This is a genomic window from Streptomyces sp. NPDC001339, from assembly GCF_042895955.1.
Classification (GTDB): Bacteria; Actinomycetota; Actinomycetes; order Streptomycetales; family Streptomycetaceae; genus Streptomyces.
In genome coordinates this window covers 219,696-239,942 of sequence record NZ_JBIAWT010000003.1, presented here as the reverse complement: position 1 = coordinate 239,942, position 20,247 = coordinate 219,696, and the positions used below count along the sequence as shown (strand labels likewise).

The 20,247-nt window shown below is 68.9% G+C and carries 16 protein-coding genes; 8 read left to right on the top strand and 8 right to left on the bottom strand.

Annotated features, from left to right (window positions below; translation table 11 throughout):
* Positions 1-151: 151 nt before the first annotated feature.
* Together ACFY12_RS10080 and ACFY12_RS10075 are read right to left on the bottom strand one after the other, a co-directional pair.
* Entirely contained in the window at positions 152-586 is a 435-nt protein-coding gene (locus ACFY12_RS10080; protein WP_390715298.1) for a hypothetical protein, read from the bottom strand.
* 146 nt (positions 587-732) lie between these two features.
* Entirely contained in the window at positions 733-1,062 is a 330-nt protein-coding gene (locus ACFY12_RS10075; protein ID WP_390715297.1) for a plasmid stabilization protein, read from the bottom strand.
* An 893-nt stretch (positions 1,063-1,955) separates the two neighbouring features.
* Here ACFY12_RS10075 and ACFY12_RS10070 point away from each other — a divergent pair.
* From ACFY12_RS10070 to ACFY12_RS10060, 3 genes are all read left to right on the top strand, one after another.
* On the top strand, positions 1,956-2,084 hold the full coding sequence (locus ACFY12_RS10070; RefSeq protein ID WP_390715296.1) for a hypothetical protein: 129 nt from the start codon (positions 1,956-1,958) through the stop codon (positions 2,082-2,084).
* Positions 2,085-2,207: 123 nt separating this feature from the next.
* On the top strand, positions 2,208-5,078 hold the full coding sequence (gene lanM / locus ACFY12_RS10065; RefSeq protein ID WP_390715295.1) for a type 2 lanthipeptide synthetase LanM: 2,871 nt from the start codon (positions 2,208-2,210) through the stop codon (positions 5,076-5,078).
* 214 nt (positions 5,079-5,292) lie between these two features.
* A complete protein-coding gene (locus ACFY12_RS10060) occupies positions 5,293-7,257 on the top strand; it encodes an amino acid transporter (protein WP_390715294.1) in 1,965 nt (654 codons plus the stop codon).
* A 24-nt stretch (positions 7,258-7,281) separates the two neighbouring features.
* Here the strand turns inward: ACFY12_RS10060 and ACFY12_RS10055 are convergent, their stop codons facing one another.
* A complete protein-coding gene (locus ACFY12_RS10055) occupies positions 7,282-9,876 on the bottom strand; it encodes an ATP-binding protein (protein ID WP_390715293.1) in 2,595 nt (864 codons plus the stop codon).
* Between the two features lie 402 nt (positions 9,877-10,278).
* Between ACFY12_RS10055 and ACFY12_RS10050 the strand changes: the two genes are divergently transcribed.
* Complete coding sequence (locus ACFY12_RS10050; protein WP_390715292.1) at positions 10,279-10,809, top strand: universal stress protein; 531 nt, start codon at positions 10,279-10,281, stop codon at positions 10,807-10,809.
* Between the two features lie 150 nt (positions 10,810-10,959).
* A complete protein-coding gene (locus ACFY12_RS10045) occupies positions 10,960-13,506 on the top strand; it encodes an ATP-binding protein (protein ID WP_390715291.1) in 2,547 nt (848 codons plus the stop codon).
* A 63-nt stretch (positions 13,507-13,569) separates the two neighbouring features.
* On the opposite strand, the gene ACFY12_RS10040 is transcribed toward ACFY12_RS10045, so the two are convergent.
* From ACFY12_RS10040 to ACFY12_RS10025, 4 genes are all read right to left on the bottom strand, one after another.
* Positions 13,570-13,872: a hypothetical protein gene (locus tag ACFY12_RS10040; RefSeq protein ID WP_390715290.1), complete on the bottom strand. Its 303-nt coding sequence runs from the start codon at positions 13,870-13,872 to the stop codon at positions 13,570-13,572.
* Positions 13,873-14,066: 194 nt separating this feature from the next.
* Complete coding sequence (locus ACFY12_RS10035) at positions 14,067-14,432, bottom strand: VOC family protein (RefSeq protein ID WP_390715289.1); 366 nt, start codon at positions 14,430-14,432, stop codon at positions 14,067-14,069.
* Positions 14,433-14,456: 24 nt separating this feature from the next.
* The gene (locus ACFY12_RS10030; protein ID WP_390715288.1) at positions 14,457-14,912 is read right to left on the bottom strand and encodes an SgcJ/EcaC family oxidoreductase; all 456 of its coding nucleotides are present in this window, start codon (positions 14,910-14,912) and stop codon (positions 14,457-14,459) included.
* Positions 14,879-15,205: a hypothetical protein gene (locus ACFY12_RS10025; RefSeq protein ID WP_390715287.1), complete on the bottom strand. Its 327-nt coding sequence runs from the start codon at positions 15,203-15,205 to the stop codon at positions 14,879-14,881. The genes ACFY12_RS10030 and ACFY12_RS10025 overlap by 34 nt, the downstream gene beginning before the upstream one ends.
* 422 nt (positions 15,206-15,627) lie before the next feature.
* Here ACFY12_RS10025 and ACFY12_RS10020 point away from each other — a divergent pair, with 422 nt between their 5' ends.
* Positions 15,628-16,761, top strand: a complete 1,134-nt coding sequence (locus tag ACFY12_RS10020) for a haloacid dehalogenase-like hydrolase (RefSeq protein WP_390715286.1) — start codon at positions 15,628-15,630, stop codon at positions 16,759-16,761.
* 52 nt (positions 16,762-16,813) lie between these two features.
* Here ACFY12_RS10020 and ACFY12_RS10015 read toward each other — a convergent pair whose 3' ends face one another.
* Positions 16,814-17,665 (bottom strand): tetratricopeptide repeat protein, encoded by an 852-nt coding sequence (locus ACFY12_RS10015; RefSeq protein ID WP_390715285.1) that lies wholly within the window; start codon positions 17,663-17,665, stop codon positions 16,814-16,816.
* A 549-nt stretch (positions 17,666-18,214) separates the two neighbouring features.
* Here ACFY12_RS10015 and cseB point away from each other — a divergent pair.
* Together cseB and ACFY12_RS10005 are read left to right on the top strand one after the other, a co-directional pair.
* Complete coding sequence (gene cseB / locus ACFY12_RS10010; RefSeq protein WP_390715694.1) at positions 18,215-18,883, top strand: two-component system response regulator CseB; 669 nt, start codon at positions 18,215-18,217, stop codon at positions 18,881-18,883.
* A 5-nt stretch (positions 18,884-18,888) separates the two neighbouring features.
* Positions 18,889-20,187, top strand: a complete 1,299-nt coding sequence (locus tag ACFY12_RS10005; protein ID WP_390715284.1) for an ATP-binding protein — start codon at positions 18,889-18,891, stop codon at positions 20,185-20,187.
* Positions 20,188-20,247 lie beyond the last annotated feature (60 nt).

The following is a 20,247-nucleotide window of genomic DNA, read 5'->3' as shown; positions in this document are numbered from 1 at the left end:
CGAGTGCGGGTACGGCTGCGAGTGCGGGTGCTGTGGTCATGAACGCTGCTTGTGACGTGTACTGATGCGACGGCCCCCGTTCCGGTCCGACCGGAAGCGGGGGCCATGTACTGCACCGCGCCGGCTGCGAAGCAGGGCCGGTCGCCAAGGCTCAGAAGGGCAGTTTGAGCATGCGCTGCACGTTGTTGCTACTGCCCGACGAGGCGCCCTCGGCGGAGTTCCCGCTGTTGGTGGAGCCGTTGTGGCTGGAGAGGTTTCCGCTGTTGTTCGGGTTGCCGCGGTTGATGAAATTGCCGCTGTGCAGGCTGTTGCCACTGCGTACCGGGCCGTTGATGCAGGGATGCGGCTGCGGCGCCTTGCGCACCGGTGACTTGTAACGGAAGTCGGCGAGGCGGTTGTTGCAGACCACGCCGGAGACCATGCCGGTAAGCGAGCCCAGGTCGCCGGTGACAGACCCCACGTCCGCGCCCACTGCGGCCCCCAGGAGGGATTCACCCGGAACGGTCTGAGCTTGTGCAATGCCGGTGCCCAGCAGCACCAGTCCGCACGCCCCGAGCACACTTCCCGCCTGCACGATTCTTCTCACGACACTCCTCGCCTGGTTCATCGTTCCGATGCCAGACGTATCGTGCTGCGGCCGTCCACCCGCATCCTCTTCAACCCGCAGGGACTTAAACGCTCGGCGGCGAGAATCAGCCGGGTGGCCCAACACCCCCCACGGCGGCCGGCGGTTCAGCCGCGGCCAAGGGCGTGGCGGAGCTCGTCCTTGTTCATATGGGAGCGGCCTTCGATGTTGCGCTTCTTGGCCTCTTCGTACAGCTGGTCCTTGGTGGGGCCCTGAGCCCCCCGGTGGGAGCGTTCACCGCCGCGTTGCGAGGCGGACTTCGGGTCCTGGGTGGAGACCTTTCCCGGTCGTTTGGCTTCCCCTGCCCGAGCGCGTTCCTTCTGCACGGTCCGGGCGGCGATCTCCTTCGCCCGCTTCGTCGACTCGCCCCGTTCCAAGGCGCTTTCCTTGATGTGCTCGTACTGGCGCTCACGTTTCTTGCTCGCTCCGGCAGGCATGACGGCTCCTGATTTTCTCGGCCTCTCGGCAGGGTGCAGTAACCGACTCTCGGCAGGGTGCGGTAACCGAGCCGACGCATGACGCGGCGTCCGCCGGTCCCCCTCCAGTTCACCCTGAACAGCGAGGACGCGCGAGACGGGTGAGCCGCTCGGGCCGAGACGAGTGAGCCGCTCGTGCAGGGTGCGTGGCGGGAGGCTGATACTGGACGCGGTACGCCTGATCCGCGTCGAGGGGCGGTCCTCCGGGGCGCCCGGCTGCTCGCTACGAGCATCAAGCGCGCCGCGGCCCTCGGTCAGGTCGTCGAGGGGGCGGCTCCTCCAGGTCCGTCGGATCCGTCCTCGCTGACGATGCCGTGTCGTGGACGTCGTCCAGCGCGGCGCGGAAGGAAGCCATGCACGGTGCGCAGAACCTTCCGATCGGCGGTTCCTGGCTCATCGCCGGGCCTCGCGTACTGGTCGTGAGCCGTCGCCCGCACAACGTCGCATCGGCCTCGTCCCTGGCCATCACATGCCACGCCAGTCCCGTGGTGGCGGTCGTTGCCGGCCCGGCGCGCATCTCGTACATGAAGCCCACCTCCACTCCCGCTCGCGTGGCCTCGGCCGGAGCGGACAGGGCGTTGGTACGCCGATACCGGAAGCAAGGCCGGTATCGATATCACCGGCCGCCGGCGCCCCATCCGCTCCTTCAGGTGACCATCAGGCCGCCAGTCGGACCAGCTGAGCTCCGCCAATCGAATGAACCGTGCGGAGCGCGCGACCGCTGCCTGGCATAGGGCCACCGCTGCCCCTCATAGAGCCGAGGCATGGCGCACCAGCAAGATTTCATCGGTATTTCACGGTGCGCTGTCACGGTTGATGAGTCAGAACCCACCAACAGAGGGAGATGAACAGCCATGAGCGACGACCTTCTGGGCGCGTACGACGAAACCCAGCTCATCGAACTGAGCGAGGAGCCGGAGCCGGAGTCGGCCCCGAACGCAAGCCAAATCGGGTGCAGCTTCAGCTTCTGCTTCCGCGACTGAGCGAGTACGTCGGAACGACGCAGATGAGTGCGGCATGACATGACCGCCGGGCGGGGTGAGGGTCTGATCGTGATCCTCACCCCGCCAGATCATTCCGTATAGGGAATAGAGGGGCGAGAGAGCATGAGCACCCCGACTCTGGGCGTGAAGGCATTCCTGCCCTTCTATGAGCACATCCTTCCGCTCGACGCGTTCACCGAAAGGCTGGCGCCGCAACTGGCCGCGACCGTGGCCGAACAGGACCGGGAGAAGGTCACCGCCAAGTTGTGGCAGATGGCGTTGCACGTGGTGGAAGATCACAGCTACCGCACGCTGATAGAGCGCTTCCACCACTTCCGCGAAGAACATGGCCTGCCCCTGGACTCTGGCCGCAGGGCCGGTATCGATGCGTTCGCTCACACCTTGCGTCAACCGGACACCTGCGAAGCGATCCTGGACGGGTATCCGGTGCTGCGGCGCCGCCTTGGGCGGATCGTGGAGAACCTGCGACAGGCGCATACGAAGATGCTCGCCGCCTTCCGCGACGACCGTGCGCGACTGGCGAGCATCGCCGGAATCGGCGCAGATGAGACGATCGCGGAAGTGAAGCTGTCGAACTCCGATCCGCACAACGGCAATCAGCGGGTCATGTTCCTCACCACCAGCTCAGGCGCACAACTGGTCTACAAGCCCAGGCCGCTGACCGGCGACGCATTCGCCCGTGCCGTGTACGAGGCCGCCGAACCGTACCTGACCCACAGCCTTTCGGGTTGCGTTCCCGCGTCGGTCTCGTCGGGTGACCACGGCTGGCAGGTGAGGCTGGCCGGTAACCCGATGACCTCTGGCGCGCAGGCGATGCGCTACTTCTACCGCCTCGGCGCGCTGATCTGCTTGTTCGGTGCTCTCGGCGCTACCGACCTGCACGAGGAAAACCTGGTCGCCTGTGGCGAGTTCCCGTGCGTGGTCGACACCGAAACCCTTCTTCGTGCCGACTTCGGCACCACGAAGGACACACGGACCGACACACGGACCGGCACGCTGACCGGCACACTGGCCGACACGCTGGTGGCGCAGATGAGACTCTCGCCGGCGTCCACGATGCTGCTGCCGGTCAACAACCCGGATTCCGTGATCGACGTGATGCTTGCCGGTGCCGGTGTGCTCGGTGAGCAGAAGTCCTCGCTGAAGAACGCGACCGTGGTGGACGCCGACAGCGATGCCATTCGGGTGGAGTGGCGGACTTTCACCTACCGGCATTCCGGAAACGTCCCGTCCCTGAATGGCGAACAGCTCAGCATCAGCGGCCACTTCGCTGACGTGATGAGCGGTTACCAGGATGCTCTGACGTTCCTGCGCTCCGGTGTGATCGATGAAGTCCTGGGCCAGTTCGCGGATATGCCGGTGCGGTGCCTCATACGGGCGACGGAGGTCTACGCCCGTTATCTGGACGCCTCCACGCACCCGAAGTACCTGCGTGACGAGAAGGAAACCAGCCGGTTGTTCAACCTGCTACGGCGGTTCCACAAGACGCTGACGCCAGAACAGAACGACGCGCTGGCCGCCGCCGAGCATGCGGCCCTGGACGCGGGTGATATCCCGTACTTCTTCACGCTCGCCGAGGGTATCGATGCCCATGCGCACCATGGCGAGCCATGGCCGTTGTACAAACTCTCACCTCTCGCCACAGCACGCCGCGGGCTGGCCATGGCACGGGAGCGCCACGACAGGTTCCACCACTTCTTGGTGGAGGAGTGCCTTGGCCATGTCGCCCCCGATGCCGGCGGCGTGTGGCGGCACTCGGTCTTCGGGCAGACCCTCGCGCAGGCCGTGCCCGGCACCTGGGGCGGGCGCATCGCCGAGGTGATCGAGAATGTGGCGGTCACTATCACCAGCGGCGACGGATCCGGTCGCGGTGCTGGATGGATCGGCAGTATCGGCCCGGATCGTCATACGCCTACGATCAATCCGGGGAACTATGTGGCCTTCCATGACATGGGTGGCATCCGGCGTGCTCTGGCGTCGGCCGAGCGTCACCGTATGGCGCATGCCCTTGACGACAGTACGGCGCATGCCCTTGACGACAGTACGGCGCATACCGCCGACGACAGTATGGCGCGTGCCGCTGACGACAGTATGGCGCGTGCCGCTGAAGAGGGCCTGAGAGAACTCATGGGCACGTACGGCGAGCAGTTGGACGCGATTCCGGAATCGGTGTTCTCAGGGTTTGCGTCACAACTGTTGTCGATGCCCGATGCGGTGGACGACGTATGGCTGGATTCCTTGCTCGGAAAGATCGCCGAGCGTGGTGACGACCGCGAGGGCGATCTGTCCAACGGACCGGCGGGTGCCCTGATGCTGCTGCTGTCCCGTCGGGAGAGCGGCGTCCCCGTGCGGGCGTCGCATCTGAACCGGCTGGCGCACATGGCCTTCGATCCGCACGGGCCCCAGCCCAAGGGCGCCATGATGGACGTCGCGCACGGGCAGCTGGGCGTGGCGTGGGCCAAGGCCCGGGCCGGACGGGTGATGTCCCGTGAGCAGTGGTGGCGGGAGGCCGCCGAGTGGCTGGAGAGCTCCCTGCCGGACTGTCAGCCCTCGGCCGCGGGCTGGTGCCAGGGCGCCGCCGGCGTTCTGCTCGCGGCCGGCGAGATCGGTTGTCGCACGGGGCGTGAAGGCCTGGTGCGTGAGCATGCGGACCGCCTGACGGATGCCGCTGTCGCCCTGCCCGACGATGACAGGCCGGTGGATCTGTCGGTGTGCCATGGAACCTCCGGGGTGATCCAGTGCCTGCTCGCCGCCTCCCGTTACCTGGACGACCGTCCATTGATCGACCGGGCGCGGTGGTACCAGAACCAGGTGCTGGACCGGGCCCGGCGGAACGGCTTCTACGTCGGAGCGCTGGGGCACACCTCACTCATCGGCTACATGCTGGGGTGGGCGGGCGTCGCGGACACCGACTTGATGCTCCGGGCCCCTGAGCTGCCTCACGGAGCTCCGGTCGCGCTCACCTGCTACTGAGCCGGAATCCGTCGCGTTCATCTGCTCCTGAGCTGGATTCCCTCGCGCCGTCCTGGGCGTCGTCGTCCTTACCCCGCTTCCCCCGGTCCGGGGACACGCCACCGCCACGCCGCCGAACACAGTGGCGAGAACACCGCGAATGCGTACCCTGACGTGGCCGTCGCGTCGATGGCTGGATTCCTTCGGGTACGACCCGGTACGACGGGAGAGCACGATGGCCGCCCCTGCCCCTTCGTCCGCCGGGGCCGCGGCCCGGCATCGGTTCCGGGCGTGGCTGCTGGAGGGCTTGACCGACATGGCCAAGCGCCACCCGGGTCCGCACGCCGGGCCGCAGAGCGCCCACAAGGGGCAGCGCTGGTGGCGGGTGATGTGCCTGACCGGCGTGGACTACTTCTCCACCCTCGGCTATCAGCCGGGCATCGCCGCCCTGGCCGCCGGGGTGCTGTCGCCGGTCGCCACCATCATCCTCGTCACCGTGACGCTCGCCGGCGCGCTGCCGGTCTACCGTCGGGTGGCGAAGGAGAGCCCGCGCGGCATGGGTTCGATCGCGATGCTGGAACGGCTGCTGTCCTTCTGGCAGGGCAAGCTGTTCGTACTGACCCTGCTCGGCTTCGCCGCCACCGACTTCCTGATCACCATCACCCTGTCAGCTGCCGACGCCGCCACCCACCTCGTGGAGAACCCGCAGGTCAGCAGCGCCCTGCACGGTCAGCAGCTGCTCATCACCCTCATCCTGGTCGCCCTGCTGGGTGCGGTCTTCCTCAAGGGGTTCCTGGAGGCGATCGGAGTGGCGATCGCCTTGGTGGGCCTCTACCTCGCCCTCAACGCCGTCGTGGTCGTGGCCGGGCTCTGGCATGTGGTCACCGCGGTGCATGTCATCCCCGACTGGTCCCACGCGCTGACCACCGAGCACGGCGACATCCTCGCGATGGTGGGAGTAGCCCTGCTGGTCTTCCCGAAACTGGCGCTGGGCCTGTCCGGCTTCGAGACCGGTGTCGCGGTGATGCCGCACATCGAGGGAGAGCCCGGCGACACCGAGGAGCATCCGGCGGGACGGATCAGAGGCGCGAAGAAACTGCTCACCTCGGCTGCGGTGATCATGAGCGTCTTCCTCATCCTGACGAGCTTCATCACCACGCTGCTCATCCCCGGCGACGCCTTCCAGCCGGGCGGGCAGGCCAACGGCCGTGCCCTGGCCTACCTGGCGCACGAGTACCTGGGCTCCGCCTTCGGCACCCTCTACGACCTCTCCACCATCGCCATCCTGTGGTTCGCCGGTGCCTCGGCCCTCGCCGGTCTGCTGAATCTGATGCCCCAGTACCTGCCGCGCTACGGCATGGCGCCCCACTGGGCGCGGGCGGTGCGCCCGATGGTGCTGGTCTTCATCCTCGTCGCCTTCCTGGTGACGTGGATCTTCGACGCCGATGTGGACGCCCAGGGCGGCGCCTACGCGACCGGCGTCCTGGTCCTGATCAGCTCCGCCGCGATCGCCGTCACCATCGCCGCACGCCGCGCCCGCGAGCACGGCTGGACGATCGGCTTCGCCGTCATCGCGGCGGTGTTCCTCTACACGACCGCCGCGAACATCGTGGAGCGGCCGGACGGTGTGAAGATCGGCGCCTGCTTCATCGCCGGCATCATCCTCGTCTCCTTCCTCTCCCGCCTCGCCCGCGCCTTCGAGCTCCGGGTGACCGACGTCTTCCTCGACGACACGGCCGAGCGGTTCGTCCGCGACATCGCGCACCGCAAGATCCGCCTCATCGCCAATGAGCCCGACGAGCGCGATGCGGCCGAGTACCGCGACAAGCTCCAGCAGATCCGCACCGACCACGACCTGCCGGCCGAAGAGGACTTCGTCTTCGTCGAGGTCACCCTGGGCGATCCCTCCGAGTTCGAGAGCGCACTGCACGTACGGGGCGAGGTGCTGCACGGCCGCTACCGCGTGCTCTGCCTGGAGAGCTCCACCATCTCCAATGCGCTGGCCGCCCTGCTGCTGCACGTCCGCGACACCACCGGGCAGCGGCCGCACATCTACTTCGAGTGGACCGAAGGCAACCCCCTCGCCCAGTTCCTCCGCTTCTTCCTCTTCGGCCAGGGCGAAGTCGCCCCCGTCACCCGCGAAGTCCTCCGCGAAGCCGAACCCGACCGCTCCCGCCGCCCCCGCGTCCACGTCGGCTGAACACCCGCACGGCGGCGAGGAGCCCTACCGGGTACACGCCACGGCCGGGACCGGTGCGGCCGGCAGGGAGACGACCATCGTCAGGCCGCCCCCGGGGGTGTCCTCGGGGGTGAGGGTGCCGCCCATGGCCTCCGTAAGACCGCGGGAGAGGGCGAGGCCGAGGCCGAGTCCGGTGGTGTTGTCGGTGTCGCCGAGCCGCTGGAAGGGCTCGAACGCCCGCTCCCGGTCGGCGAGTTGCAGACCCGGACCGCGATCGGTGATCCGCAGCTCCACCCGTCCGGCCAGCGCGCTGGCGCTGAGGGTGACCGGGCGCCCGGCGGGCGAGTGCCGTACCGCGTTGGCCACCAGATTGGCGATGACGCGTTCCAGCAGCGGGGGGTCCGCGAACACGTCGGGGGCGGTCTCCAGCCCCTGGGTCACCACGTCGACGAGCGCGCGTGGAGGCGAGCCGGGCAGGGTGTCCAGCGCCGTGGGGAGCACCTCGGTGAGCGCGATGGGTTCCAGGCGCAGCGTCAGCGCGCCTGCCTGCAGTCTGCTCATATCGAGGAGGTTGTCGACCAGGCGGCTGAGCTTGGCCAGGGATTCCTCGGCGGTGGCGAGGAGTTCCTCGCGGTCCTCGGGCGAGAAGTCGACATCGCGGCTGCGCAGCGAGCTGATCGCGGCCCAGCTGCCGGCCAGGGGCGTCCGCAGGTCGTGTCCGACGGCGGCGAGCAGTGCGGTACGCATCCGGTTGGCCGCCTTGACGGACTCGACCTCGGCCGCGGCCTCCGCGAGCCGGCCGCGCTCGACAGCGGCCGTCAGATGCGCGGCGAAGGCGGTGAGGACGCGGTGCTCGGAGGCGGGCAGCCGACGGCCGCTGAGCACCAGCACGTTGTCGTCTCCTATCGGGACCCTGGTCTCGTGGTCGGTCGTCGGGTCGCTTGCGGGTCCCGGAGGGCTTGCGGCCGACGACGGCGGCACGAACTCGCCTCCCCGGGGCCGTAGTTCGATGCGATCCATCCCGAAGGTTTCGCGGGTGCGTTCCAGGAGTACGGATACGGCCCGGTCCCCCCGCAGGATGCCGCCCGCCAACGAGGTCAGGGTCTCCGCCTCCGCGGTCGCCCGCGCGGCCCGCCGGCTCAGGCGCAGCGAACGGTCGACGATGGCCGCGACGGTCACCGCGACGGTGGTGAAGGCGGCCTGGGCGACGACGATATTGGCCTCGGCGAAGGTGAAGTGGCCGACGGGCGGAATGAAGTAGTAGTTCAGCAGCAGGGAGGTCGTCACCGAGGCGAGCAGCGCGGAGACCACGCCGCCGATGCAGGCCACCCCCAGCACGGTCAGCAGGAAGAGCAGGGCCTCACTGGTGAGGTTGAGTGCGAGCGGGCCTGAGATGCCGCGCAGCAGTAACGTCAGCAGCGCGGGGAGGACGAGACCGGCCACCGGGCCGGCCACCCGGCGGGAGCGCGGCAGCCCCCTGCCGAAGGCAGTCCGTCGTCTTCCCTTTCCCTGACCGGCGTGTTCGTGGGTGACGGTGTGGACGTCGATGTCGCCGGAGAGCTCGACGACCGTCTCGCCCACGCCGCGCGGCGTCAGCACCCTCCGCAGCCGGCCGCGGCGGCTGGCTCCGACGACCAGCTGGGTGGCGTTCTGGGCCCGGGCGAAGTCCAGCAGCGCGGCGGGCACATCGTCACCGACCACCGCGTGGTAACTGCCCCCGAGACTCTCCAGAAGCTGCCGCTGCCCGGCCAGCGCGGCGAGCGACGAACCGGCCGCCAGTCCGTCGCTGCGGGTGATGTGAACGGCCAGCAGGTCACCGCCGGCGGACCCGGACACGATCCGGGCCGCGCGGCGGATCAGGGTCGCGCCCTCCGGCCCGCCCGTGAGCGCCACCACCACGCGTTCCCGGGTCTCCCACACCCGGCCGATGCTGTGCTCGTCCCGGTACTTGCGCAGCGCCTCGTCCACCCTGCCCGCCACCCACAGCAGCGCCAGCTCCCGCAGCGCGGTCAGGTTGCCGAGCCGGAAGTAGTGCGACAGCGCCGCGTCGACCTTCTCGGGCGGGTAGATGTTGCCGTGTGCCATACGGCGCCGCAGCCCCTCCGCCGGCAGGTCGACCAGCTCGATCTGGTCGGCGCGCCGGACGACCTCGTCGGGCACGGTCTCGTGCTGGGGCACGCCGGTGATCTTCTCGACCACATCGCTCAGGGACTCCAGATGCTGGATGTTGAGCGTGGTCACGACGTCGATCCCGGCGCCGAGCAGCTCCTCGACGTCCTGCCAGCGCTTGGCGTGGCGGCCGCCCGGCGCGTTGGTGTACGCGAGTTCGTCGATGAGCACGACCCGGGGCCGCAGCTCCAGCACCCGGTCGAGGTCGAGTTCGGTGAAGTCCGCGCCCCCGTGCGTGCGCACCACCCGTGGCAGGGTGTCGAGCCCTTCGAGCATCGCCTCGGTGGACGCGCGGCCGTGACACTCCGCCAAGGCCACCAGCACGTTCGTGCCGCGCGCGGCCCGGCGGCGCCCCTCGTCCAGCATCCGGTAGGTCTTGCCCACCCCGGGGGCGGACCCGAGAAAGACTTTGAGTCTGCCGGGACACGCACCCGGCCCGTCGTCGGTCGTCGTATCGCTGCCCCGCCCCATCACGTACTCCTCCACGTACCCCTCTTCAGGAAGGCGGCACGCCGGGCGGCTCCGCAAAGGATCCCCTGTTCCTTACGGGCTTCCTTATCGGCTTCCTCATCGGCTTCCTTACGGAAATGGCGCCGGGCGGCGTGCGAGGTTGTCAGGAACATCGTCACTTCACGTCGGCAAATACCGCGCGAGAGTTCGAAGACGTTGACGCAACTCTGACCCTCCGCCGCCGTCACGAAGCCGTCAGGTTCTCCCCTCCTCGCGCTAAGAAAGCGCCAACGCGCCGCGATCTCCCCACCGGCGGCATTTCCATGAATCGAGACGGAATGGCCAGACCCTGGCCAGGCTCTGGCCAGACCTCAACGACGAAGCAGCCAGACCTGAACGCGAGAGAACGAGGAGTGTGACCCCATGCGCGGACCCGGCGGCCGACGCGTCGTGGCCGGTGTGAGCGGTTCGCTCGGCAGCCTGACGGCACTGCACCGGGCCGCCCACGAGGCGCGCGCCACCGGGGCCGAGTTGTGGGCCGTGCTGGCCTGGGAGCCGCCCGGTGGTGACATTCCGCAGCGCGGCGGGCTCTGCCCACCCCATCTGGGCGCCACATGGCGCGGGATGGCCGTCGAGCGACTCCGAGAGGCGCTCGATGCCGCCTTCGGCAGCGCCGGACCAGGTGCACCGCTGCGGCCCCTCGTCGTGTCCGGCAAGCCCGGGAAGGTCCTGATCGAGGTGGCCGATGACGCCGACGACCTCCTGGTGGTCGGGACCGGAGCCCGCGGCCGGCTGCGCCGGGCACTGTGGCCCTCCGTCTCCCGGCACTGCGTCGCCCACGCACCCTGCCCGGTACTGGCCGTGCCGCCGTCTCCCCTGCACCAAGCCCTCAGCGCCGTACACCGCCGCAATACCTGGAAACTCCCAATGGACGCAAGGGAGTTCGTCGCCTGACCCAGGCGTTCATGGGCCTAACGCACCGCGACACGGACCCATTATCTTCGTGTCTGTACGGCCGTATGGACGGCCGTATGGACGGCTGTATGGACGGCTGTATGGACGGCTGTACGGCTCAGCTGAGGACGACACGGAGAGCAGGCTCCCTTGGCACGTGGCAAGCTTCGGATCTACCTCGGCGCGGCGCCGGGTGTCGGCAAGACGTACGCGATGTTGTCCGAGGCGCATCGTCGGGTCGAGCGCGGCACGGATTGTGTGGTCGCCTTTGTCGAGCATCACGGGCGGCCGCGTACGGAGGTGATGCTGCACGGGTTGGAGCAGGTCCCGCGCAGGGAGTTGGAGTACCGCGGTACCCGCTTCACGGAGATGGATGTCGATGCCGTGCTGGAACGTGCTCCCGCCGTCGCCCTCGTCGACGAGCTGCCGCATACGAACATCCCCGGTTCGCGCAACGCCAAGCGCTGGCAGGATGTGGAGGAGTTGCTGGCCGCAGGCATTCATGTCATCTCCACGTGCAATATCCAGCATCTGGAGTCGCTCGGTGACGTCGTCGAGTCGATCACGGGAGTCCGGCAGCGGGAGACCGTTCCGGATGAGGTGGCGCGTCGTGCGGACCAGATCGAGCTGGTCGACATGTCGCCTCATGCGCTGCGCCGGCGTATGGCACACGGCAATATCTACCAGCCGAACAAGGTCGATGCGGCGCTGTCGAACTACTTCCGGCTCGGCAACCTCACCGCGCTGCGGGAGCTGGCGCTGCTGTGGGTGGCCGATCGGGTCGACGAGTACCTCCAGGAGTACCGGCGCGAGCACCGGGTCTCGAAGATCTGGGGCTCGCGTGAGCGGATCGTCGTGGGGCTGACCGGCGGGCCCGAGGGCCGTACGCTCATCCGGCGCGCCGCCCGCCTCGCCGAGAAGGGCGCCGGAGGTGAGGTACTGGCGGTCTACATAGGCCGCAGCGACGGGCTGGCCTCCGGGTCGCCGAAGGAGCTCGCCGTCCAGCGCACCCTCATCGAGGACCTGGGCGGCACCTTCCACCATGTGATGGGCGAGGACATCCCCTCCGCCCTGCTCGAATTCGCCCGCGGGGTGAACGCCACCCAGATCGTGCTGGGAACGTCCCGTCGCAAGGCGTGGCAGTACCTCTTCGGCCCCGGCGTCGGCGCGACCGTCGCCGTCGACTCGGGGCCCGACCTCGACGTCCACATCGTCACGCACGAAGCGGCCGCCAAGGGCCACGGGCTGCCGGTCGCGCGCGGCGCGCGGCTGGGACGGTCCCGGATCATCTGGGGCTGGCTGGTCGGGTCGGCGGGGCCGGCGCTGCTGACACTCCTGCTGATGTCCACCGACGCGAGTCTCGGGCTCGCCAACGACATGCTGCTGTTCCTGATGCTGACCGTGGCGGCGGCGCTGCTGGGCGGCTTCCTTCCGGCGCTCACCTCGGCCCTGGTCGGCTCCCTGCTGCTGAACGCGTTCTTCACCGCACCGATGAACCGCCTCAGCATCGCGGAGCCCAAGAACATCCTCGCGCTGGTCATCTTTGTACTGGTGGCGATGTCGGTCGCCTCCGTCGTCGACCTCGCCGCCCGGCGCACCCACCAAGCCGCCCGCCTGCGCGCCGAGTCCGAGATCCTCTCCTTCCTGGCCGGCAGTGTGCTGCGCGGTGAGACCACCCTGGACGCCCTCCTGGAGCGGGTCCGCGAGACCTTCGCGATGGACTCCGTGGCACTCCTGGAACGGGAGAGCGAAACGGCCCCCTGGACGTGCACGGGCAGCGTGGGCGATGCCAGCCCGATCGAGCGCCCCGAGGACGCGGATGTCGACATGCCCGTCGGCGATCACATGGCGCTCGCGCTGTCGGGCCGTGTGCTGCCCGCCGAGGACCGCCGGGTGCTGGCCGCCTTCGCGGCGCAGGCCGCCGTCGTCCTGGACCGCCAGCGCCTGCAGTCCCAGGCCGACCACGCCCGCAAGCTCGCGGAGGGCGACCGCATCCGCACCGCTCTGCTCGCCGCCGTCAGCCACGACCTGCGCACCCCGCTCGCCGGTATCAAGGCCTCCGTGACCTCCCTGCGCTCCGACGACATCGAATGGTCGGACGAGGATCAGGCCGAACTCCTCGCCGCCATCGAGGAGAGCACCGACCGGCTCGACCAGCTCGTCGGCAACCTCCTGGACATGTCCCGGCTCCAGACCGGCACCGTCACGCCGCTGATCCGCGAGATCGACCTCGACGAGGTGGTGCCGATGGCGCTCGGCGGCGTCCCCGAGGACAGCATCGTGCTCGACATCCCCGAGGTCCTTCCCATGGTCGCCGTCGACCCCGGGCTGCTGGAGCGGGCGGTGGCCAACATCGTGGAGAACGCGGTGAAGTACAGCCCCGACGGCGAGCCCGTGCTGGTGAACGCCAGCGCGCTCGCCGACCGCGTCGAAATCCGCGTGGCCGACCGCGGCCCCGGTGTCCCCGACGACGCCAAGGACCGCATCTTCGCGCCCTTCCAGCGCTACGGCGACGCCCCGCGCGGCACGGGTGTCGGCCTCGGCCTGGCGGTTGCCCGCGGCTTCGCCGAGGCCATCGGAGGCACTCTCGACGCCGAGGACACCCCCGGCGGCGGAATGACGATGGTGCTCACCGTTCCCACCGCCGCGGGTCAGGTACCCGCCTCGGCCGACCTTCCGGCCGCCATCACGTCGTAACCGGCCGGTTCAACTCGGCCCCGCGGGCCGGTCGCTCAGCTCCGCCGGTCTGAGCTGTCTGAGCTAATGGTCGTCCCAGTGGCCGTTGTGCGAGGCGTGCCGGTGCCCGTCGTGCACGTAGTCGACGTGATCACCATGGGGCACGGCGACGTGGCCGCAGCCTTCCCCGTGCATGTGATCGTGGCCGGAGTGCTGCTGGTGGCCGCCCGGTTCGCACTCGTACGCATGGTCGTGGTGGCTCCGGTGCAGATGACCGTCGTGCACATAGTCGACATGGTCGCCGTGCGGAACTGCTACGTGGCCGCAGCCCTCGCCGTGGGTGTGGTCGTGTCCGTGGTGGGGCTGGTGTTCGTCTGTTGTCGCCACGCTGCTCATCTCCGCGGGTCAGGCCGCCGTCCATCGCGTACGACGACGGCGGGCCATGGTCTCGGTTTCCTGATCCCACCCCTTTTCGAGAGGCTGCCACACACACCGAGTGTCAGCAAAAGATGAATTCCCCCGTGTCGTGAATGCGATATCGGTTTCCATTCCAGACTTCGGGACCGCTCGAGGGTGCGGCTTCAGTCGACTCCGTAGCCGTGCTCGGACAGGTCGAACCAGTTTCCCTCGGGGTCGATGGCCCGGTATTCGGCATACGGCCTCGGGGAAGCCCGCCGCTGGGGCGCCGGCACGTTTTCGTCCGCCAATTCCGCGCACGTCCGGTCGATGTCGTCGACATGGAATCCGAAGTGGTTCATCCCGGCGGGCGCCTCACCTCCCATATCGGGTTTGAGCAGGGCGAGGGTCAGATAGCCGTCATGGAGGAAGAAGTTACCGTCCTCGTCGCCGACCAGTGTTTCCATGCCGAAATGCTTGCCGTAGAAGCGGGCCAGTTCTTCCGGGTTCCGGGCGTAGAGGGCGAGGTGGCGAATTCTTGGGCGGGGCATGCCGTCTCTTTCCGGGAGTCGCGTTTATCTGCGCAGCGGAGACATGTTCATGAATGCGACGATGAGACAGTTCTCCCGCCGTCGCTCCAGCACCGCCTGCGCATACAGGACGAGGTCTGCGCCAGGCCGCGGCATGCGCACTCTGTTCTCCACGTGGGCAAGGGCGATATCCGGCCTGAGCCGGGTGACGCGCCGGACGGTGACCTGGAGCCGGGTTCCCGCGTACACCGTGGCGAAGAGACGTTCGTGTGCCGACGCGATCTGGCCGCTGCCGTGGTAATGCTCCGCGCGGACGGAGATGAAATCCGCGTCGGGGGAGAAAACCCGCCCGAAGCCCTCGGCATCGGACCGGGCCCAGGCGGCCTCCATGGCGTCGAAGACAGCGCGCACTTCGATGCCCTTCATGCCGACGTCGTTCACACCGACGTCATTCACGCCGGTGTCCTTCACGCCGGTTTCGTTCCTGCCGATGTCGTGCACGCGCGTCCGCCCCCTCTCCGGGCTTCATGGAACTGGATGCGCAGCGGCGTGCAGACGGTTTCCCGGGGGCCGAGGGGCGGACGCCACGCACCCAGCGTGTACGACAGCAAACCGTCCGGACGCTCCACCCTCAGGCCGGCCGCTCGCTTATGGATGCGGAGCAGGTCGCGGGAGTCGCACCAGAATCCGCGGTGCATATTGGCGTATGCCACCCCGAAGCGGGGGATGATCGTCGTCCGGAACTCGTCCGCGGCGACCGTGTCCGCGGAACGGACGTTACGCGCGAACTCCATGGAGTGAATCAGGGCTTGGCCATTGCGCAGGGTGCCTATGAGCAGGGCGAAGGATGAGGGGGGCTCCGCGGGTGCCTTCAGCACCCCTGGGACGTGCGCGTCCCAGACGTCCCCGTAGAGCCAGTTGCCGCGCGCGGCGGGGTGCGCCGCGGCAGTCGTACGGTTCGTGCGGGGTGCGCCGCGGCGGTCGCAGAAGCCGGGCGTCGCGGTCGCAGAAGCCGGGCGTCACGGATGCGCCCTCGGGCCGGGCCAAGTGGGTGTGGGCGACGACCCCGCCGCTGTTACCCAGGGTCCCCTGCTTCATGCCTCTCGCTCGCCGTGACGTCGCTCATGGGAAATTCCGGGCCGGCGCCCTAGCATGACGCGCCGCCCCCACGTGGGCTGACCGCCGCAGGACTCGCTTCAGCAGGGATGGACCAGACGTGAACATACGCGGTAAAGGCAAGCTTGCGGTCTTCGGGGCGGCGGGGGTGCTCACGGCCGGGGTGGTCGCGGGCAGCGCTCTGTGGCCCGGTAGTGACGCCTCCGCCGCGAGCACGTCGTCACAATCCGTCGCCAAGGAACTCAAGCACTGGCCCGCCCCGGTGGCGGAGAAACTCGGCAAGGTCATCGCCGAGAACCACGGCAAGGGGGCGTATGCCGTCTTCGACGCGGACAACACCACCTACCGCAACGACCTCGAAGAGGCGTTTCTCCCGTTCCTCGAGATGAAGGGTGTGCTGACCCGGAAGTCCATGGACCCCTCCTTGAAGATCATCCCCTTCAAGGACACCGCCACCCACAAGGAAAGCCTCTACAGCTACTACAACCGGCTGTGCGAGGTCGACGACCAGGTCTGCTACCCCTGGGCCGCGCAGATCTTCTCCGGCTTCACCTTGACGGAGCTGAAGAAGTACGTCGACGAGCTGCTCGCCTACGGGAAAGCGATACCCGCCGAGTACTACAAGGACGGGAAGCTGACCAAGACGGAGGTCAAGGCGCCCGAATTCTTCACCGGGATGCAGGAGTTGTACCGGACTCTGCGCACGCACGGCATCGACGTCTATGTCGTCAGCGCGGCGAGCGAGGACCTGGTGCGGATGGTCCTTTCCGACCCCAAGTACGGCTACGGCGTGAAGCCGGAGAACGTCATCGGCGTCTCCATGCTGCTCAAGGACCGGAAGACCGGCGACGTCACCAGTTCGCGCAAGGAGATCGCCGAGGGGCGCTTCGACCCGAAGGCGCGGAAGGCGCTCGCCGAGCGGGAGTTGACGCCCAAGCTGTGGGCACCGCTGACCTGGTACGAGGGCAAGCCGGCCGCCATCAACACGTACATCGACGAGTGGAAGAAGCCGATCCTGGCCGCCGGTGACACTCCGAAGAGCGACGGGCCGATGCTGTTCCACTCCGCGGACGTGACACACGGCGGGGCACGTATCTGGGTGAACCGCAAGGAGAGCGCCATGAAGGAGCTCGACGCGATGAAGAAGGCCAATGCGAAGCGGCAGAAGGAGCTGGGGCAGCAGGTGACGGCCGACAAGAACTGGCTGACCGTCACGCCCGAGCAGATTCACTGAGGGCAATTCAGCTGAGGGCAACTCAGCCGAGGGAAATGCAGCTGAGGGAAATTCAGGAGTGTGGCAGTAGATCCTGCACCAGGAACTGCGCGCGGTCATCCTCTCTCAGCTCGCGGAGGACGGCGACGAGATCCTTCGCGGCGTTCACGGTGTCGGGGTGGTGGTCACCCAGCGTTCGCCGGTATCGCGGCACCGTGTCCTCCGCGACGGCCCGTGCGGTCTGGTGATCGTCGAGGTGCCGCAGGATGACCACGAGGTTGGAGGCCGCGCGCAGAGTGCTGGGATGGTCGGGGCCGAGCGCCCACTGGCTCCGTCGCAGGACATCCCAGCATCGTTCCCGGGCGTCCTGGTAGGCGCCGAGCGCGGTGAGGGATGCGCAGAGGTTGCCGGCGACGGCCAGGGTCTGGGGGTGCTCCCCGCCCAGCGTCCGCTCGCACCGGGGCAGGAGGTCCGCGAACAGGGCCCGCGCGTCCTCGTACTTCCGGAGGCCGAACAGGCAGCCGGCGAGCCGGTTGGCCGCTGCCAGGGTGTCCGGATGCTCCGTGCCGAGCGCCCCGGTCCAGTCGTGGCGGATCTTGCGGCCGATCGTCGCGCCGGACTGGTACTGGCCGGACACGAACAGGTAGCGCAGCACTCGGATGAGCAGGGCGCGGAACGACTCTGCCTCATGGCTGCGGAAGTCCGGGCGGCTGAGCAGGATCCATACGAGCGAGGCGAGCGCGCGGTACTCGGGCCAGGAGGCCGGGAGATCCGGGTCGCGGACCGAGAGCCCGGCGTCCAGAGAGAGGGCGCGGCGTCTCAGGTCCTCCACGTCGTCCGGACTCCTCCGGCCGACCTGGTCTCCCCCGTTGACACCGCTGTCTCCCCCGTTGATACCGCTCCACTCCGTGGGCGCGTCTGCCATGGACTACCCCCGCTCAACGACCGCGCCACGATGGCTGCTGCTACCCGCCTCCGGCCGGGAGGATCGGAGGCGCGTCCCACAGTACTCGCCGAAACTGGTCAAACCGCTGCTGTTCGGTCGCGCCCGTCGACGTCGAACCGCTCGCACACCGAGGCCGGGCCTCGCCGGGATCCTGCTGTGTATCCGGTCGGTATCAGCAAGTTTGTATCCGGTGGGTATCAGCGAGCGCTTTGTTGTCCATCGAAGCGGTCCGCCGGGCCGGAGCGACGGGGAGGCCCGCGGGGTCTGCCGTATCGTTCCTCTCGGGTCGCGACTGCGCGTGAGTACATGAGTAAGTACGTGAGTGAATTCGCAGCAGGCCGCAGCCGGGCCCGCTGTCTCGCCCGGACCGTCCGAACATCCAATACAGGTACGTCCGATCAATACAGGTACGTCCGATACACGTACATCCGATACAGGTACAGGAGTCATCCGTCCGTGTCCTCGTCCGCCTCGGCTGCGGCCGCGTCGCGTCCCGTCCGTGTGTTGCTGGTGGAAGACGACGAGCTCATGCGCCGGTCCTTCGCCACCGCTCTCGGGCGCTACGGCTACCAGGTGGAGGCCGCGGCCGACGGGCTGGCGGGGCTGGAGCTCTTCCGCGACGAAAGCTTCGACCTGCTGATTCTGGACGTGATGCTGCCTGGTCTGGACGGTATCGGCCTGTGCCGCAGAGTCCGGGAGACCAGTCTGGTGCCGGTGTTGATGATGTCGGCGCGCGGCGACGGGCTCGATGTCGTCGCCGGTCTGGAGGCCGGAGCGGACGACTACGTGGTCAAACCCGTGGACACCTACGTGCTTGTCGCGCGCATCCGCTCGCTGCTGCGGCGGGCGACCTACGCGCCCGTCCCCCAACCCGGGCGCGCCGCGGGCGAGGGCCCGTCGCCGTCCGACGGTGAGGTGCTGGTCTTCGGGGACCTGACGATCGACACCGCCGGAATGGAGGTGTTCGTCTCCGGAAGCCCGGTGGCACTGACCCCGACCGAACTGAAGCTGCTGCTGGAGTTCGCCGCTCATCCGGGCGTCGTGCTGGCGCGGCACACCCTGCTGCGCGACGTCTGGGAGTACGGCTGGGACGGGGACAGCCGCGTGGTGGACCTGTGTGTGCAGCGGCTGCGCAGGAAGCTGGGCCGGGACCGGATCGAGACGGTCCGCGGCTTCGGCTACAAGCTCAGGCGCTGAGGCCGGTGCATCCGTTCCGCCGGCTGCGGCCGGTACGCCCGTTCCACCTGCTGCGGCCGGACCTCTCGTCCCTGCGCTGGAAGATCGCCGCACTGGCCGCGGTCACGGCCTGCCTGGTCGTGGCCGCGGTGGGCGTGCTGGTGCACCTGTGGACCGCGCGCGACATCCGCTCCCGGGCCGAAGGACAGGCGTTCAACGGCGTGTACTCGGCGATGGACGTCTACCGGCGTACCGGAACGCTGACGGAGGGCGCCGAGCTCGATCCGGCCGAGCTGCCCGCCGCACTGCGCGACCCGGCCGACGGCGACCGGCACACGGCCTATGACGGGCGCGTCGACGGCAACATGGGACCGAGCTTCTGGGCCGCCCAGCGGACCGGCGGCCCCGGCAGCCCGGTCCTAGCCGTCCAGGTCAACATGAGCACCGAATTCCACACCCTGCGCCAACTCGACGTGACCATGACGGTGGCCTCGCTGATCACGCTCGCGGCGGCCACGCCCCTGGCCGGCTACGGCGCCGGGCTGCTCGCCCGTCGGCTGCGGCAGGTCTCCGAGACCGCGGGCCGGATCTCCGCCGGAGACCTCGACGCCCGGACCGGGCCCACCAAGGGCCGCGACGAGGTGGCCGACATCGCCGCCACCGTCGACCTCATGGCCGACAGTCTCGGCCGACGGCTGCGCACCGAGCGCCAGTTCACCGCGGACGTGGCCCACGAGCTCCGTACCCCCGTCGGCGGTCTGCTGGCCGCGGCCGACCTGCTGCCGCCCGGTGAGACGGAGGATCTGCTCCGGGCCCGGGTGCGTGATCTGCGCGGCCTGGTCGAGGACCTGCTGGAGGTCTCCCGGCTGGACGCCGGTGCCGAACAACCGGTCCGCGCCCATGTGCCGCTCGGCGCCGTGGTCCGCGAGGCCGTGGTCCGCACCGGCTACGACACCGAGGTCACCGTCGCGGAGACGGAAGCGGGGACGGAAGCCGCGCAGACCGTGGAGACCGACCCGCGGCGCCTCGAACGGATCGTCGGCAACCTCGTCGTCAACGCCCACCGGCACGGGGGCACCCCGGTCCAGGTCACCGTCGAGGGCCGTACGGTCGTCGTACGCGACCACGGCCCGGGCTTCCCCCGGGACCTGCTGCTCCACGGCCCGCGCCGCTTCCACACGGGCGCGACGGAGCGCGGCTCGGGCCACGGCCTGGGCCTGACCATCGCCCTGGGCCAAGCCCGCCTCCTCGGCGCCGAGCTGCGCCTGGACAACGCCCCGGACCCGGACGGCGGCGTCGTCGCCACCCTGCGCCTGCCGGCCTGACGTCCGGCGCCCACACCCACCCCGACAGGCGCCCACCCCCGCAGAGCCACTACGCACTTA

Bases quoted from the DNA above. Each gene is read 5' to 3' on its own strand.
- ACFY12_RS10025 (WP_390715287.1), bottom strand. From the start codon at position 15,205: ATGGAGTTCGCGCGTAACGTCCGTTCCGCGGACACGGTCGCCGCGGAC.
- ACFY12_RS10070 (WP_390715296.1), top strand. From the start codon at position 1,956: ATGAGCGACGACCTTCTGGGCGCGTACGACGAAACCCAGCTCATCGAA.
- ACFY12_RS10050 (WP_390715292.1), top strand. From the start codon at position 10,279: ATGCGCGGACCCGGCGGCCGACGCGTCGTGGCCGGTGTGAGCGGTTCG.
- ACFY12_RS10075 (WP_390715297.1), bottom strand. From the start codon at position 1,062: ATGCCTGCCGGAGCGAGCAAGAAACGTGAGCGCCAGTACGAGCACATC.
- ACFY12_RS10055 (WP_390715293.1), bottom strand. From the start codon at position 9,876: ATGGGGCGGGGCAGCGATACGACGACCGACGACGGGCCGGGTGCGTGT.
- ACFY12_RS10015 (WP_390715285.1), bottom strand. From the start codon at position 17,665: ATGGCAGACGCGCCCACGGAGTGGAGCGGTATCAACGGGGGAGACAGC.
- cseB (WP_390715694.1), top strand. From the start codon at position 18,215: ATGCGCCGGTCCTTCGCCACCGCTCTCGGGCGCTACGGCTACCAGGTG.
- ACFY12_RS10035 (WP_390715289.1), bottom strand. From the start codon at position 14,432: ATGCCCCGCCCAAGAATTCGCCACCTCGCCCTCTACGCCCGGAACCCG.
- lanM (WP_390715295.1), top strand. From the start codon at position 2,208: ATGAGCACCCCGACTCTGGGCGTGAAGGCATTCCTGCCCTTCTATGAG.
- ACFY12_RS10060 (WP_390715294.1), top strand. From the start codon at position 5,293: ATGGCCGCCCCTGCCCCTTCGTCCGCCGGGGCCGCGGCCCGGCATCGG.